Genomic DNA, 17,301 nt, shown 5'->3' with positions numbered 1-17,301 from the left:
CCGCACCCCATCACGTACTCAATAAGGAATCCTGATTCTCGTCATTCTGCCTTAATTTTATAGCTTCCATATTTTCTCAATCTCAGGCCAGTTCATTCGTGTTTGGGAATAAATCTAAAAATGGAACTGTGCAATGAACTTAACGGACAATGAACATTTAACAGAGATTGTTGAAAGCGCCCCGATAGGTGTTGCTATATTGGAAGCCGCCACTCTTAAAGTTGAAATTCTCAACACAAAATTTTTGGAAATTGCGGGCAAACCCAAAGACGCTATTGTAAATAAATGGTATTGGGAACCTTTTGCAGAAGTGCAGGCTTTCTATGAGAATGCATTGAATGATGTAGTTGCTACCGGTGAACCTTATTATGCCGACGAAGTGAGCATGATGCTCGTCCGGCACGGACGCGAGGAATGGATTTATGTAACGTTCGTATATGCACCCGTAAAAAATGCGGCAGGCGAAATCACCAAAGTGGCCGTGTGGGTTTTAGAAAACACTACACAAGTGACAGAGCGCCAAAAGGCAGAAGCAGCCAAAACCGCTTTCCGGGAAGAACGCGATCGTCTTCAGCGTTTTTTTATGCAGGCACCCGCGGGCATCTGTATTCTCAACGGACCCGAGCTGGTTTATGAATTAGTTAATCCCAGCTACCAGGAATTGCTGCCGGGCAGGGCCCTGCTGGGGCGTCCGATCTTCGAAGCGTTGCCCGAACTGGTGGGCACCCCCATTGAAAAAATTATAAAAAACGTATACCATACCGGAGAAGATTTCAGGATAAACGAGCTGTTGATTCCCGTATCGGAATATGAAGGCGGACCCACGCGCGACCGGTATTTTACTTTCAATTATACCGCAAGAAAAAACCAGGATGGTGAAATCGATGGCGTGATGGCATTTGTATACGAAGTAACGGCCATCGCACAAATATTGCAGGAGCAGAAAGAGGTTAACGACCAACTCACCGCCGTTAATGAAGAACTCACAGCGGCCAATGAAGCACTTTATAGTACACAGGAAAATCTGCAGGAAGCCAATATCAGGTTGAATTTTGCCATGGAAGCGGGTAGCCTGGGGTCTACGGAAGTAGTTTTCGCAACCGGGGAAATGCAGGCCAGCCCGCAGTTCAAAAAGAATTTTGGCAGAAACGAAAGCGAAACCTTCAACTACGCTGATCTTTTCGAAGCAATTGTACCTGAATACCGCGAGGAGATCCGCCGGAGGGTTCAACATGCGATTGCCACGGATACCATTTACACCGCAGAATACCCAATCACCTGGCCGGACGGCTCAATGCATTGGATCAGTGCGTTCGGTAAACCCCGCTATGATGACGATGGTAATGCTACCCGTATCGTCGGGCTGACCTCGGATATCACCGAAAGGATATTGACCCAAAAAGTGATTGAAGAAAGCGAAGCCCGGTTCCGCTCCCTGGCCGAAGGCTCCGAGGTGATGATCTCCGTTAACGATATAGACGGTAATGTGCTGTTTGTAAACCAGGCCTGGCTCAACCTGACCGGAAAGACACAGGAACAAATGCAGGACTATGGCTGGGGTGAATTCCTGCACCCGGATGACCAGGAACAACTATTAAAAGATTTCAGGGCCGGCATCGCTTCCAGAACATCCTTTACAGTCGAGTTCCGGATGCTGAATGCCGTCGGTGAACCTCGGCATATTTATACCAAAATACATCCCCGGTTGCTGCAAGACGGTGATTACGCGGGAACGATCAGCTCGTCTATCGACATCACTGAACGCGTTGTAGCAAACCAGGCTTTACAAAAACTGAACAACGAACTGGCGGAAACCAATCACCGGTTAAATATTGCGCTGGAAGCAGCGAGTTTTGGCACCTGGCATATCAATAGTGAAACCCGTGAACTCATTGCCAACGACCGGTTGCGGGAATTGTTTGGTTTTCTTCCCGGCGAAACCATCACTATTGCAGACTGCATAGCGCAGATCACCGACGATTATCGTGATGGAGTAAGCGCCGCCATCGAACATGCTATTACGCAAGGGGGCGATTACGATTTGTCTTATAAAGTCAGGGGCTACCATGATCAGCAGATCCGCTGGGTGCGTGCCGTTGGTAATCTCAAAGTGGATGCCTCCGGCGAATTCAGCGCCTTTACAGGTGTGATCATGGATATTACCGAACAGGTGAATGCGTTGGACACTATCAAGGAAAGTGAAGAGCTTTATCGTAAAATTGCTGCCGAACTACGCATCAGTCGCGATGAAACACAATTGGCGATCGATGCAGCATCACTCGCTACATTTGACCTGAATCCCGTTACCGGAAAATTCAAGGGAAATCACCTGATCAAAGAATGGTTTGGTTTACAGCCCGGGGACGAGATTGAACTGACCAGTGCTGTTAATGTAATTGCCAAAGAGGACCGGGAGAAGGTACAGAAGGCAATTGCGGATGCTTTGGATTACAAACAGGGTGGACAGTACGAAATTTCCTATACAATTGTCAACCCCCTTGACCGGCTGCCGAGAGTGGTAAAAGCGAAAGGAGAAACCCTGTTTGACGAACAACATCAACCTGTGAGGCTTAGCGGCGTGTTGCAGGATATTACGGAACAACGGAAAGACGAGGAGCGCAAAAACGATTTCATCGCCATGGTGAGCCATGAATTAAAAACGCCGTTGACTTCGCTGCTGGGTTATGTGCAGATGCTGGAAATAATTACCCGGGAACAGGGAGATCAAAAGCTGAGCGACTTACTCGACAAATCGGTCGCCCAGGTGAAGAAAATGAATATCATGATCACCGGGTTCCTGGATATGTCACGCTTTCATTCGGGCAAGATCCATCTTGAAAAACAGGAGTTTTTATTAAACGGATTATTGGCGGAGGTTGTAGCGGACACCCTTCTTATTTACCGTCACCACGAAATCATTTTTACAGAAAGTCCGGCGGTTCGTGTCAATGCCGACCGCGATAAAATAGGACAGGTGGTTACCAACCTCCTCAGCAACGCCGTAAAGTATTCGCCCAAAGGCAAACAGATCACGGTCAGCTGTAAAACCGAAAACCGCTGGGCCGTTGTGAGGGTAACAGATGAAGGAGTAGGCATCAGCAAGGCCAATATGTCCAGATTATTTGACCGCTTCTACCGCGTAGAAGGCAAACAAGCCGAAACCATCGGTGGATTTGGCATCGGCTTATACATCAGTGCGGAAATCATCGAACGGCATCATGGCGAAATTGGCGTGGACAGCGAAAAGGGCGTAGGCTCCACTTTTTATTTTAAAATTCCTTTATAGATTTTTATTGACCAATAAATGGTTTTGATATGCCGAAGCAAGTCCACGTTAAATACCTGGCTTTAGTTTCCTTCCTGGTCATAAGCACCACTTCACTGGCACAGCAAAATGACATTATAAAAGAAAAATGGCATTGGGGTAATAAGCTGAAGCAGGATACTGCGGCCGGATATGTACAGGTGGTAAAGGTGGACAACGTCCTTTACATTTCAGGAGCTGTAAGTACGGAAGTAACCCCGGAAGGAATTACGCAGGTATATCGGGCATTGGAACAATCCTTACAAAGCTTTGGAGTGGGTTTTCAAAATGTGGTTAAAGAAAACCTGTATACCACCGATATGGAAGCCATGAAAAAATATAATAATGCGAGGAAGGCATTTTACAAAAAAGACTTTCCCGCAGCTACCTGGATTCAGGTGCAGCGCTTGTATATGCCCGATGCGAAATTGGAGGTAGAACTGGTAGCGCACCTTCCGGGAAGATAACGGATACGCAACGCTGTCGTTTCCGTTGGAAAATTGATTTTAAATAGACCAGTTATTTCATGACAAGGCATACCGTGCATTAAAAAAGCCCACGCAACGCGTGGGCTTTTTTAATGCCGTCCGGATGAATAGAGCTTATTGCATAATCCACCGGGCAATGTCATAAAGAATATATTTGTCCGGGTCGTTGTTATGAATGGTAACATTCGCCGGAGCACCGGGCTCAAATTCAAATACGCCGAGGAATAGGAGACCGAAGAGCGGGCCTGCTTTCCGCTGATCAATGTATACTTTCTCCGTTCCTTTGGCATGTTTTATTTCAACCAGCGTATTAGCACTCCGTCCGTTGCCGGGAATGGACGAAACATATACCGCGTATTTGCCTGCTTTTTTGATCGGAGCGTCATAAGAGGCAAAGGAAGATCCTTTCATCAGATTGCCGTCCGTATGGAAATAAGTGCCCCAGAAAGGTGTTTGCGCAATGGATTTTTTTACCAGTTTTACTGTTACGTATTTGTCGTCTTCCGAATCTATCTGGATATCGCCTGCCAGTGCATTTCCTACCGGTATCGTTTTCGCTATGGGTTGTGATTTTTTTCCTGTTGCATCTTCCACCACCAGGCTTACCAGGTGGGTTTTATCCGTTTTCAGCGCCTTTTGTTCTGCTGCTTTTTCTCCATCCACTATACCATCTCCGTCAAAATCCCAGTAGTACCGTACAGCCGGTGAATTGCCGGGAGTTTGTTTGACCGTAAACGTCACCAGTTCTCCGGCGCGTGGGTGTTTGGGTTGCCAATCAAAATCGGCTACGGTTTCGGGTAGAAGATTGACAATCGCTCCGGCTGCTTTTAATTTTTGACGAAGTGTTGCTGCCGGTACGGTCTGCGCGGTAAGGTTGTTTGATACCGCCATGGCTGCCGCGAGTCCTGCGGCTTCGCCTGTCATCATGAACACGGGCTCCATTCGCAGGGAAGTCCAGGCCAGATGGCTCGACGATAAACATACCGGCACCAGCAGGTTGATGTTTTGCGAAGCTTTGGGCAACAATGCACGATAGGGGATTTCGTAGGCTTTTACCGGTTCCCATAAGCCACCACCTGTATAAGCCATTGTGCCGTCAGATTTTTTTGTGATCATGGTTGCGTGACTGTCCATTGAATAACTTCCCAGGGCGATGGCATCTTCTTTTTGCCGGTCTTTCTGCAGGTCCTGCTGACGCATTACATACTCGCCATGCAGGCGCCTTCCTTCACGTATGTAGATATGGCGGGGGAAATTTCCGTTGTCGGTGAACTCATCTTTGGCCAGTCCCCATTCGCTTGCTTCGGTTCGTATCCGCAGCGGCACCTGGGGATCGTTCTGAAGAAAATAAATATAGCCCAGGGAGTTTTTCCGGTGAATTTCTTCTGTTTTTTTACGGTCGCTGTAACTGGCCGACGGATAATTCCAGTTTATGCCCGGCATGTCTGCAATGTTGGCATCGATCTTTTTATTGGGGAGTTTCCAGTACGACTTGAATACTCTTGACGTACTGTCTTTTAACAGACCCGCGAGTCTTATCGAATAATCCGCCGCATTGTAACCTGCGGGCTTTTCCACCATCACACGGTTGGCAGGATCATTGGTAAGCGTAACACGGTAGTTGAATGCCTGTATGGCCGCCGATGATTTGGCAGGTACAGCGGGTTCGTTGAATACGTTCCTGCCTTCGGTTCCGAGCAGGAAGTCAATTCCTGATTTTGCCATCAGGTCTCCGGTATAGCTTGCGTCTATAAATATCTTTGCTTCAAGCACGAGTTGTTCATTTCCGGATATATTGCGGCAATTAATACTCCTGATTTCCTTTCCCTGTTTATTTGCGCTGATCAATTCTGTGTTGCGCAGGATTTGTATGGAAGGATAAGCTGCAATCATTTCTTCAAAAATAGCTTCCGCCACCTTGGGTTCAAATGCAGCTCCGGGTAATCCGTCGATGATGCTGGCTTTAAACTGGGCGGAGTTTTCACCATACTTCTCCTTGTAGTAGCTGGCTGCACGGCTCATGAATTCGCGGCTGAGTCCCCCGATGGTGGAATGATTACCGATATCGGTGACGCAGAGTCCGCCTTGTGCGATGATGCCTCCCACATGCGCCGACGGCTCTATCAGCAATACGGAGACGCCTTCACGCGCAGCAGCGATGGCAGACATGATGCCGCCCGGGTTGGCTGTATAAACGATCACATCGGCTGATGTTTTGGTTGTCCGTTTATCCATGGATGCGGTCCTGGGAGAGACAGCGCCGGATGCAGAATGTTGGTCAGTGATTTTTTTATAACGCACCAGGGCTTCTACAAAATAATAGTCGGCATAATTGATCGGTACATCTATCTCTGATTTATGCGGTAAATGGCCGGTGGAGTGTTTAAGTATAAAATGCTGGTTGGTGCCGGGCGCGGCCAGGTAAGCCGGAGAAGAGAGGCTCTTCAACATCAGGCCGGCGGCGTCGCGGTACCGCTGTTGATGAGCGGTTGAATAATCGGCCAGTTCTAGCAATGCGGCGGCGACAATAGCGGCCGCAGAAGCATCACGTGGTGTGGAACCGGTGACGGGGGCGTTAAAATCCCAGTAAGGAATTTTATCCTTTGGTAATCCCGGATGATTGAGGTAAAATGAAGCGATCTTCTCCGCCATCCGCAGGTAGCGTTTGGCATGCGTAAAGCGATAGGCTACCGTATAGCCATAAAGTCCCCATGCCTGTCCTCTGGCCCAGGCAGACGCATCGCTATAGCCCTGGTGCGTGATTTTTCTTACAGGCTGCCCTGTAAGGGTATCATAGTCCACTACATGATAGCTGCTGTTGTCGGCGCGGAAATGATGTTTCAACGTCTGATCGGCATGTGCTACAGCTATTTTGTAATAGGAAGAATCGCCCGATACCTGTGTTGCCCAGAACAATAGTTCCAGGTTCATCATGTTATCGATGATCACCGGAAATTGATAACCGGGTTTATCCCATGATTTGATGGTTTTCGTTTTTGCGTGATACCGGCTGCTGAGCGAAGCCGCACCCTGCAACAATATTTCTTTATAAGCTGCATCGTTTGTGAGGCGGTAGGCATTGCCCAACGGGCAGTATAACATAAAACCGAGATCGTGGGTGGTCTTATTGAATTTTTCCTTTTCCAGCTCTTTCGACCATTTTGTAGCTGCATCTTTCCATCGGGCATCTTTTTTCAACTCATAAGTATACCAAAGCGTGCCGGGAAAGAATCCACTGGTCCAGTCAGAAGATTTAACCGTATGCAGCGAACCATCTTCTTTTACCGAGCGGGGAAAGCGGGAGACATCTTTTTGAGCAGCCACCATAGCGGATAAATGAGCTTCTACGGTGCCCGTTACCTCCGTTACTTTCACTGCCTGATCCTGCGCGCTGGCTCCCGACATGAACATCAAAGCAATGGCCTGCATCATACGCATTCGTATGCGCTTCTTCAAATTCTTTTTCATGATTTACTATTTATAATATTTCTGCGTGTATACTTTTCCATCGGTGGTTAATACCGCCAGGTAAACTCCTTTGGCATGATGGGCAACCGGCAACTGCCTTCTATTGACGCCGGGGTTATAGGATACCTGGTATTTCCCTATCAGACTACCGTTCAGGTTATATATTGCCAGGAGTCCTGTTGCGTTTTTATCAGATCGTATCAGGTAGTCGACGGAGAATGGATCCGTTGAGGAGGTTACTAAAAAAGAAAAGTCATCTGCCTGTCCCTGTGGATCAGCCGCTAAAGCGGCAGGACTTGCCGGCAGCGACCTTGCTGCTGCTGTAGCAAGGATAAGCTGACTGGTCGCCCCTTTTAAGCCGGCAACATTTACGGTGAATTCGATATCCGGGCTAAGCCGGTTGACGGTGATAGCAGGATCGCTGTATAAAATTGAGGAGGCGCTTTTCTTTAAACGGATGGTAATGCTGCCCGTGTTGAGCATGGTTGGATCTGCAACCCCAAAAGCAATGGTATCGGCGTTACTCATCACCATTACGGATGCTTTTTTATTGGCGGATAAATAGGCCGTATCGCCATTAAGCGGAACGTATTGCGTTCCGTTGTTCCAGAAATTGGCGCCGAGCAGACCGTGTAAGCTGTCGTTCACTGCCTGAACATGCTGATCATTTCGCAGTATGGTAATGTCCGGGTTGGCAGCATAGGCGGCTGTCTGCGTGGCAGAGTAACCAGGCAGCAACACATAAGCATAAGTATTATAGCCACTGTCAATGTCGGCGGTATGATTACCGTGCTCCTTCCAAAGCGTGATATATTGCTGGGTTCGCAGCACGGTGCTTTCCCCGGTAGTGACATCGCTCCAGCGGCCTGTCTGCGCTTTGCGTAAACCCCGCAGGACGGGAGAGCCGGGGAAGTAATATCCGATGTCAGCCCCGGCCACATTGCCGGATAAATGTGCCCAGTCAACATTGGTAAAAGTTGCCGGCGAACTTTCCGTGCCGAAACCGGATGCCTGTGTCACACCATTTATCTGAAATGTATTCGAATTATTGCTGTTTATTTTCCGTTGATCGATATAGGTGGATACGGATTTATTGTCGTTGTTGTAGATGGCTGCGCCCAATGCAACGATCTTGCCATCAAAAAGAAACCATGATTTTTTCGCATTGAGGGTTGTGCCGTTCGGAGTGAGAAACATACCCGTTGTACCGAATTTTCCCAGCAATGAAGAACCTCCGACCCAGGCATTGTTGCTGTTACGGTTTTGCGTGGCGGTAACACTGTCTTCTACGGTGGTACCAGGCAACCTGTACGCATTTACTGTTGGCCAGAAGAAGTTGTCGTATTGCAGCAGGTCATTGTTGTACAGATAGGTCATGCCATCCGAGGTATGCCAGCCCTTCAGGTTTTCTCCGTTGATCAGTTCATAATTATAAATACGGGAGGAATGCATGCTGATACCGAATGCGTAGTTGGCACTTTGATAAACTGCTCTATCCATTCCGGAGAACTGCCGGTAGGTGTTGTAGGCTGGCCTCGCTGCTATGGAGGAATCTTCCAGGAGATTCTTGGCGAGGGTTACGGCCATGATCGAGTTAAGGTCTTCGTAAGGTGTAGAGAAGCTGTTGTCGCTGATCAGCCAGTGCTTAACCATGGAGCCGATTCTTGCCGCATCTGCTGAGTCTGCCATCTCTTTCATCAATAACAAGGCTTCTGCCAGCGCCCGTCCCTGGTCATGCTCAGAAGAGGTCCGTCTCGCGATCTCTCTTCCTCTTACCATGCTCATCATGCCGCCTTTGAATACAAGCGGTTCAAAAGCATCGTATACCCAACTCACCACGTTTGATTTTGCCGGGTCGGTGATGTCGCAGGGCGTATCAGCGAAAAAATAGAGAATGTCGGTCAGTGTGCTGAATAATGCGAGACCATATGCGCCATTGTAGGCGTGTTTCTCATGTTGAATGAATGAACCATCTTCATAAAATCCGTCACCGGTATTTACATATTGAAAAACCGGGCTTAGCTGGTCTCTTGCATAGAAGAGCGAAACCGAATCATTTGCGATGAGACTCCGGATCGTCATCGCAGTGCTGGCCCATACGAGGTTGGCGCCGGTATAGTCACCTGTATTGGGAATACAATGCCTCACAGCGTTGGAATAATTGAGGCGTTGCACACTGTCGAGATCGGCATACATTAATACCGCAATATCGTTGAGGCGCAGCGGAACGCCGATGCGATAGTCCCACCAGTTGCCGGAACTTCCGGAACCGGATACGGGCACAACCACCGATTCATTGTAGTGATTCCTGTGGAGCCAATCAAGCGCATAGATAATGTCATTGCGCAACGTGTCATTCTGATAAAGGGCCGCGCCTTGTGTACAATAGGCGAGGGCCATCGTTTTCAAACGGGAATAGCTGGTGGTGAGCTGATCAGAGGAGGTATAATTCAAATCCGTCCAGAGGGTTGTTCTGCCGGTAGTATCCTGCACAAAATTGGTACGCCAGGTAGCGTTGCCGCTGTTGTTAATCGCCTGCACTCTTGTGTTGATTTCCGGATCGGCCATAGAATAATCGCCTCCTGTAAGAAAACTTGCCCATTTATGGCGGAGCGAATCGAAGTTGCCCGGAGATGGCACTACCGGTAATGCCAGTGCATAGCTCTGCAATGTTGTGTAGGTGCCTGAAGCAAGGCTGATGCCGGTGAGTGTGCGTGTAACGGCACCAAGACTGGTATATGTACCGTTCCAGGTGGAAGATGCTGCAATTGTTCCTATGGCATATTTTTCTTCTTCCCTTCCGAAAACGAAATTGAGGCCGGTGAAGCTGTGCAATGTTCCGCTTACAACGCTCGCGCGGCGTTTGATGGAGGGTTCAATTGTGATACCCGCGCCAGCCGTGCCACCTGTGGTATCGGTTATCTCGAAACGGATGATCACGGTGCCGGTTGCAGCTTTCACTCCATTGACAACGATCTGTCTCCGGGAACCGGCAAAGCCAAGAGGGAAGGTGCGTGTGGCAGCGGTAGTGCCCACAGCGAGCGCCAGCCCTCCCTGTACAAAGCTGTTGGTTAAACCTGCCGAACCCGCAAAAGATGGGCTATTGCAGGTTACTGTCTTGCCTTTATTAACATAAACAATCCCCGCGTTAAGCACCAGCGGTACAGAACCCGATCTTAATGTAAGATCGTTTTTGATAATGATGCCGCCGGCATGGTCAATAGTGATTCCGTGGATAGACCGGCCTGAGGGTATCTCGTATCCTTCGGTGATCGTTGTTGACGGGTTGGCGGCTGCTGTATTGGTAAAATAGGTAAGGAATAAAGAGGCACTGCTGCCGAACGTAAAAGGATCTTCCAGTACGCCTGCCTGCGAACGCTCGGTACGCAGGTTGCCTGAACTGGTCGCATTGCCGTTGGGACCTGTACCAACAACCGTATTATCCATGGTGAGGTTTGTACGGTTATTAAAAATGCCGTTCAACAGGATCAGTTTGGAAGAGAGACTGAGGACAACGTTGAGGTTTACGCCATATGAATTATCGATGGTGAGCTGACGGATAACGCTGAATGTGCCGGTGCCGCTGATGCCCGTGACGGCGCTGGCCTGCGCCATGGTAATACCGCCGGTGGTAGAAGGCGTAGTTCCTTCGATGGCATAAGGTGCATAAAAGATTCCGTTATTGGTAATACTGCCGTGTATGATCACCGCCTTTGCAAAGGTTGTATTCGCTTTCACCGCTTTGAGGATACCGGAACTATTGATCACCAGGTGGCCGTTTATTTCCAGTGGATAGGCCGCCGCGGAAAATTCAATCGTGCCCGATAACTCAAGCCTGCCAGCCATCGTATTGGCAGTAGTCTTGTTAACGGTAACAACGGCGCCGCTGACTATCTCGACCGTATCATTGGATGCAGGGAGTACTCCACCTGCCCAGGTAGTAACGTCCTGCCAATTTCCGCCCGTAGCAGTTGATATTTTTCTTGATTGTGCGGAGGTTTGTACCGCAACAAAAAGCAGCAGTCCCAGGAAAAATTTCATGATATAAAAGTTTACAGGTTTATGCTAATGCACGATCCGTCTTTTTTCAGATCGATACGCAAGTGATTCGCACCAATGGTCAGGTTTAACTTTCCTCCAAGTTGTAAAGGATCGCTCAGGGTTAATTTGTTTGAATAGTAATGCAGCAGGCAGGGACGGTCAACCCGCAGGGTTGTTTCGTCAATATTCAAACTGCCGGCTTCATGAAAAGCTGCCATTATCATTCCATCGGTAAAGCGAATAGCCTGGCAGTCTTTATCATTCCGGATGATTTCCCATTGCCGGGCACTTGCAGTCTTTCTATCATCCGGTGATGAACAATAGCTTACCATGTATGCTGCAGCGCTGTCGCTTTGGTGTTCAAGCATGGGTTGAAATATTTTTGCTTTCACCTCCGTCCGCTGTTCTCCTTCGTTAATTGCTTTCCAGGTGCCCGTGCTGTCTCTCAGGATCAGCTTGCCTGAACCCGCTGTGAGCAGGGATATCATCAACCCGTTATGGAATAAATTTTCATTAGTGGAAAAAGAATAGACACCGGGCTTGTTTATTTTTTTGTTTCCGGATAGAACTGGTTCGCGCCAGAGAGATTGATCGATTACTGTGAATACGGGTGCACTGATGTTTTTGCGGTTGAGTCCGGCGATTAAGGCAATCATTTGGTTGCCGCGTATGATCCAGGTTTTACGGGCTGTCAGCAGACTACTGTCTTTACGCAGTGAATAATGCATGGCGGTAAGTCCGCTTTCCCCATCCGTAACAGTTCCTGCATAAGCAGATCTTTCAATTTTCGCCTGCGGATCGAAACTGGTAATGCCGGGCAGGTATTGCCAGTCCCATAGCGGCATCAGGTCAAAATATTCTTTTCCGTCTCTCAGGATATAAACGTTGCCATTATTCAGTAACTGTCCTTTTTTGTTTTCTGAGTTAATAGATTCTGTCGGCAGTGTACGGGTTGAAATGGTCTTGATAAAAATGCTGAAGCCTTGCTGATGGTAAGCTGCAAAATCGCTGTACGGAAAGGAATGAAAGGCGGGTTGACGGCTATTGAGACGATAAGCATTCATCATTTCCTTAATCGCGTCTTTTCGCGAAGTATCCAGGCTCAGCAGGTAGCCCGCTACAGCTTGCAATGACGTTACTTTAAGTTGCCCCTTTCTGCTGACCGCCCGGTCAACGGTTGCGGGGGTGGTGTAATTGTTCCTGGTCATCCATTGCCAGCCATTTAGTACATAGTCTATCAGCAGGCATACCTTGTCAGCAGGGTAAGACCATCTGGTGCCCTGCAGTTGCCAGCCTATGCGCAGCAGGTCATTCAGGTAATCCATACCGTAATGAAAGGATTGGAGCCTGGCGCCATGCTGATGGAAGCTGTAGTCCCGTTGTATGCCTTCCGTTGTATCATTTCTTATCTCGGTGACGATCAACCGGCGGCTGTGTTCAATGATCGAATCATTTTTTATAAAGGCTCCATAATGCAGCGCCAGGTCTGCGCTCCAGATCAGGTTGGCTCCGGTTCCTCTCACACGGTATTGTGCCAACACCTGTAGCGCCGCTTTTCGCTGCTTCTCACTTAAATGATTGCCCGTGATCGCCAGGATGTTTCGCATGAGCTGTGGTACCCCGATTTCATTGTGCCACCAGTTGGGATTCTGGTATTTTTTGTCCAACCAGGTATCCAATGCCTGTGAAAAAATGTTCCATACCCGCTCGTCTTTATAATAAACAGAAGAGCCGGAGGCCCAGGCTATGGCCAGGTCTTTTACCCGTTCCAGGTGAATTGCTGTTTTCCATTTGGATTTGGATAGATCGCTGTAATCAATATCATCCCATCTGTTATTGCTGTTCAGCTTAAAGACATATTTGTCCACTCCGCGAGGCGATGCCTGCTGAATAATATGTCGTGCAAGCCGGCTGATAATCGTATCCGTGTCCGGCACCTGCGGACGTGCTGCAAGTCCGGCGAGCAGGATGCACGTCAGGCAAATAGCCTTCAGGTTGATACCTGCCGCTTTGTATATGCTGAATGTTTTACCAGTCATCGGTACGGAAAGAAGACATGGGAAGTCCTTCGTTATTGTAAATTTCTCCTTTAACCCAATTCCTGAATGCATAACGTATCGCAACCGGGTCTTTTACTTTATCGTTCCACACAATGATCCCTTTTTCCTTGGTGATCAGGGCTTCCGCCGGATAAAACACTTTATCGTTACCTGCCACTTCAAAAAGCGTTACCGGCTTATAATAAGACGTAATTCCATTATCTGCATTCCTGAATTGTATCGTCACCTTGCCGTCTTTGACGGTGTGGGAGAGGTAGGTTGGCCCCGCATAAGCGATGCCTTTATAGGTGTAGGTTTTGTGCAATGCGAGGTAGGCAAGACGGCGGGCTATAATAGCTTTATCAGCCGGGTGGATGCAGGTTTTTTCACCGGCATCCAATGCCACGGCCATGCCGCTGTTGGGAATGGAATCGAGACATTTTAGCTGCGCTTCGCGCAATAGTGCAGCGCCTGTTGAATCGGCCCCGTTGTATTCATAAGGTGCGATCTGAACGTAATAAAACGGGAGACCGGGGTTGTTCCATTTATCTCTCCACGACTGCACCAGTGCGGGAAGAAGCCGTTTGTACAAATCAGGCTGCCCGACATTTGATTCGCCCTGGTACCATAGAAATCCTCGGATACCATATCCTGCCAGGGGTGCGATCATGCCGTGATAAAGCGAAGCGGCAGCCCGGCGGGGTACCGGCATACCACTAAGGTCATTGGGTACTTTAATACCAAAGGCATCGAGGCTGCCCGGCGTCATCCAGGGCTGTATTTGTGAGCCGCCCCAATAAGCGCCTATTATACCGACAGGAATATTCAGCTTTTTCTGCAATAACTGTGCATAGAGATACCCGACCGTACTGAAATATTTTACCACTTCGGCAGCGCTTTCCCGCCAGACGCCGGTGCAACTATCCTGCGGCGTGCCCGCGGCAACACGTTCCATTTTATAAATCCTGATAAGCGGATTGTCCGCCTCCATGTAAATCTCATTTGCGTTGAGTATGGGTTGATTCAATGCTCCCCTTACCGGCATTTCCATGTTGGACTGACCGGAGCAGAGCCATACTTCACCCAAAAGCACGTTGGAAAGCGTTTGGGATTTCGATCCGCTTTTGATGGTAATAGTGTAAGGCCCTCCCGCCTCGCCGGTCTCCACATTCAATTTCCAGGCACCATCGGCGGATGCGGTGGTGGTATAGGTTTTATTATTCCAGGACGTCTTTATGCTTACTCTTGCATTTTTGTTGCTTTTGCCCCAGATCGGCGGTGTCGAATTACGCTGCAGTATCATGTTGTCGGCAAACAAGGATGGCAGTTGAACCTGCGCCTGTAGTGCCCCGGGGATTATCAATAGCAAGACAAGTACACTGCTGAAAAATATGTTTCTATATAACTGCATGAATGGTTAGGGTTCAACGATTACATCAACGCTCTGAACAGTTTCCTTTTTATCATCAATATTTGCATTCGCTGCAATGAAATAGGCTTTATAGGTGCCGGGCTTCTCATAGATATGCGAGAAGCTGGTGAGTTTTGCATCTGCAATACCTTTGATGGCAACAGGTCTGTCAGGCCCCAAATCAACTTTACCGGTGCTGAAACCCTTTGTGATCACCCAGGTTTCATTGGTAAGTGTTGACGGGGTTACGGCTGTGCCAACAAGGGAAATAGTAGAGGCGGAAATAGTAGTGGCAGATGGTTCGGTGAGCGGATTCTGCTCAACCGTTGTAAAGCCTGAAGTGGTCATATTGCCGATCACCTGTGTACCAAGTGAGGCAGTGGTAGAGCTGAGGTTGAAGTTTTGCACCCTCCAGGTACGGCGTGTGCCATACGTGGCCGAAGGCCGGTAGATATATTTAAATGCGATATACAGGGGTTTTCCTTCCTGCACGAGGTCTGTAATGTCTTTGACTCCGGAAAGCGTGTAGGTTGTTCCCGTTCCGATTGTAAACCGGTTGGTGATATCTGTCCAGCTAGCTTGCTGTACGTTACTGAATGCTGTATAGTTTCCATTGAAATCCGAAGAAGCCTGCACGGAGAATTGATTGGCTTGTGTACCATACTGCACAGCGGTATTGAAGGAAAGTTTAAGGGCTCCCTGTTCCAACACGCGTCCTTCCCGGAAATTGTAATCGTGAAATACTTCACCGGAGAAAAAGCTGATCAGGCCCGCATCTCCTTTAAACTGAAATGTAACGGGTTCGCCGGCTTTGAAGGTGATGGCCGGCAGGCTTACTTTCAGATCCGGTTCACCACCATTCACCTCTATTTTTTTTGAGCAGCCTGTTTGCGCGAGAACGGTTATCAGCAGGATGATACCGGTTGTTATATTGGTTGTAATAGCTTTTACCATTGTTATCGTTTTTACCAGTTATTATTTTGCACCAGGCTTTTATTCAGCGCCATTTCCCTTGCCGGGATCGGGAATAGCAGATGTTTATCGGAAACGTTCCTGAACGTAAGTGCGTAATACTGACCTGATGCCTCCAGGGCAATCAGGTTTTCAATGCCTTTCATGGTTGGCACGAAGATGCCCCAGCGGATCAGGTCTTGTTTCCGCAGCAATTCGAAGCACAATTCCCTCGAACGTTCTTTGATGATCTCCTGGAAGAAAGATTCGTGGTCCATACCGGAGAGGTCATATTCATTCGGATTTGGTGCGTTGGGTAATAATTTTCCGAAAGCCCGCTTTCTCACGAGGTTGATGGCATTATATGCTTCCTGGGTCGGGCCGTGGTTTACTTCATTATCTGCTTCGGCGAACATGAGTAATACATCCGCGTACCGCAGCAAGGGCATGTTCTGCGGTGTTGCATTGTTTGATTTAGGTGTGAGGAGCTCGTACTCCCGTCTGAATTTTCCGATATTTCGTGTCCACAACGCGCTGGCGGGTGTATTGGCTTTCATCACCTTAGTGGTTCCTGAATAAGAGAATGGTGCAATGGCCCAGTCGCGACGGAGATCGGCAGCGGCATAAGAATTGAATAATTTAGAAGTGGCATTGATAAATCCATAAGCCACACCGATGGTTTGATCCGTAGATTGGATACCATTCCATGCGCCGACACATCCCGTTTCATTATAGGCATTCGTGTTGTTGCCCCAGAACTCTACTTCCCAGATGCTTTCTTTGATGTCATATTTATCCTGAGCGTAATTGATGAAGACCTGTGAGTAATCCGGGTTCAGGGCATGGGCGGAAGCGGCATCGTCCATTATTTTCTTTGTCCAGGTCCTGGCCATCTCGTACTTGCTTATGTCGCGCAGCGGTTCACCTGCCATGAACAGGCAAACCCTTGCCAGTAATCCTCTCACGGCGGATTTGTTGATCCGTCCACCATGACCGACCGTACCGGCTGGCAGCACGAGGGTTTCGGCTTCTTCCATATCGGTAAGCACCTGTGCATATACGTCCTTGACAGAAGAGCGGGCAACAGCCGTTTCATTCGCAGATGTAGTGGGCTGTGTGATCAGGGGAACGCCCCCCCAATGCTGCACCAACAGGAAATAGTAATATGCCCGGAGGAAGAGCGCTTCGCCTTTGATCACATTTTTGATATCGTCTGCCACTTCCGTAGCGGATGGAATGTTCGCCAGCAATACATTCGCCCGGTTGATGCCATCATACAATGACTTCCAAAGGTTCTGTACATCGTTGTCAGTCGGGGAAAAATTATAAACCTGTACGCCGGCTACAACGGTGTTACGGGCATAGAATCCTTCATCGGCTTCATTGCCCATCCTTGCCGTATAGATTTGTTTATAAAAGCCTGCGTCTCCCATGACATCGTACACAGCGGCAAGCGCAAAATTCAATTGCTTCTCCGTTTTATAGTAGGTGACAGGGGAAAGAAAATCGGTTGGTGTCGTATCCAACATTTTATTACAGGCTGTCAGCGCTAATCCAGCTGTCAGCAGCAATAGGCAGGTAAATCGTTTCATCTTGTGT

8 protein-coding genes are annotated in these 17,301 nt (G+C 48.5%); 2 read left to right on the top strand and 6 right to left on the bottom strand.

Annotated features, from left to right (window positions below; all coding sequences use genetic code 11):
• Nucleotides 1–133: 133 nt before the first annotated feature.
• Nucleotides 134–3,286, top strand: coding sequence for a PAS domain-containing protein (locus H608_RS23645; protein WP_051268242.1), 3,153 nt, complete (start codon nt 134–136; stop codon nt 3,284–3,286).
• A 29-nt stretch (nt 3,287–3,315) separates the two neighbouring features.
• Nucleotides 3,316–3,771 (top strand): RidA family protein, encoded by a 456-nt coding sequence (locus tag H608_RS0111095; RefSeq protein ID WP_038008193.1) that lies wholly within the window; start codon nt 3,316–3,318, stop codon nt 3,769–3,771.
• A 135-nt stretch (nt 3,772–3,906) separates the two neighbouring features.
• On the opposite strand, the gene H608_RS24110 is transcribed toward H608_RS0111095, so the two are convergent.
• The 6 genes from H608_RS24110 to H608_RS0111065 are packed head-to-tail and all read right to left on the bottom strand — an operon-like array spanning nt 3,907 to nt 17,294.
• Nucleotides 3,907–7,260 (bottom strand): FAD-dependent oxidoreductase, encoded by a 3,354-nt coding sequence (locus tag H608_RS24110; RefSeq protein ID WP_155990132.1) that lies wholly within the window; start codon nt 7,258–7,260, stop codon nt 3,907–3,909.
• A gap of 6 nt (nt 7,261–7,266) precedes the next feature.
• Nucleotides 7,267–11,301, bottom strand: a complete 4,035-nt coding sequence (locus H608_RS23640; protein WP_051268241.1) for a polysaccharide lyase family 8 super-sandwich domain-containing protein — start codon at nt 11,299–11,301, stop codon at nt 7,267–7,269.
• Between the two features lie 11 nt (nt 11,302–11,312).
• Nucleotides 11,313–13,340 carry a polysaccharide lyase family 8 super-sandwich domain-containing protein gene (locus H608_RS0111080; protein WP_051268240.1) on the bottom strand — a complete coding sequence of 676 codons (2,028 nt, stop codon included), beginning with the start codon at nt 13,338–13,340 and terminating at the stop codon, nt 11,313–11,315.
• Nucleotides 13,330–14,751, bottom strand: a complete 1,422-nt coding sequence (locus H608_RS0111075) for a sialate O-acetylesterase (RefSeq protein ID WP_028787735.1) — start codon at nt 14,749–14,751, stop codon at nt 13,330–13,332. Before H608_RS0111075 ends, H608_RS0111080 begins: the two co-directional genes overlap by 11 nt.
• A gap of 6 nt (nt 14,752–14,757) precedes the next feature.
• Nucleotides 14,758–15,705, bottom strand: a complete 948-nt coding sequence (locus H608_RS0111070; RefSeq protein ID WP_028787734.1) for a DUF5017 domain-containing protein — start codon at nt 15,703–15,705, stop codon at nt 14,758–14,760.
• A gap of 11 nt (nt 15,706–15,716) precedes the next feature.
• The gene (locus tag H608_RS0111065) at nt 15,717–17,294 is read right to left on the bottom strand and encodes a RagB/SusD family nutrient uptake outer membrane protein (RefSeq protein WP_028787733.1); all 1,578 of its coding nucleotides are present in this window, start codon (nt 17,292–17,294) and stop codon (nt 15,717–15,719) included.
• Between the last annotated feature and the right edge of the window lie 7 nt (nt 17,295–17,301).

Source organism: Terrimonas ferruginea DSM 30193 (assembly GCF_000425585.1).
Classification (GTDB): domain Bacteria; phylum Bacteroidota; class Bacteroidia; order Chitinophagales; family Chitinophagaceae; genus Terrimonas; species Terrimonas ferruginea.
This window is presented reverse-complemented; position numbering and strand designations above follow the sequence as displayed.

Excerpts from the sequence above, each read along its gene's own strand:
- H608_RS0111075 (WP_028787735.1), bottom strand. The coding sequence starts at position 14,751 with ATGCAGTTATATAGAAACATATTTTTCAGCAGTGTACTTGTCTTGCTA.
- H608_RS23640 (WP_051268241.1), bottom strand. The coding sequence starts at position 11,301 with ATGAAATTTTTCCTGGGACTGCTGCTTTTTGTTGCGGTACAAACCTCC.
- H608_RS0111065 (WP_028787733.1), bottom strand. The coding sequence starts at position 17,294 with ATGAAACGATTTACCTGCCTATTGCTGCTGACAGCTGGATTAGCGCTG.
- H608_RS0111080 (WP_051268240.1), bottom strand. The coding sequence starts at position 13,340 with ATGACTGGTAAAACATTCAGCATATACAAAGCGGCAGGTATCAACCTG.
- H608_RS0111095 (WP_038008193.1), top strand. The coding sequence starts at position 3,316 with ATGCCGAAGCAAGTCCACGTTAAATACCTGGCTTTAGTTTCCTTCCTG.
- H608_RS23645 (WP_051268242.1), top strand. The coding sequence starts at position 134 with ATGAACTTAACGGACAATGAACATTTAACAGAGATTGTTGAAAGCGCC.
- H608_RS0111070 (WP_028787734.1), bottom strand. The coding sequence starts at position 15,705 with ATGGTAAAAGCTATTACAACCAATATAACAACCGGTATCATCCTGCTG.
- H608_RS24110 (WP_155990132.1), bottom strand. The coding sequence starts at position 7,260 with ATGAAAAAGAATTTGAAGAAGCGCATACGAATGCGTATGATGCAGGCC.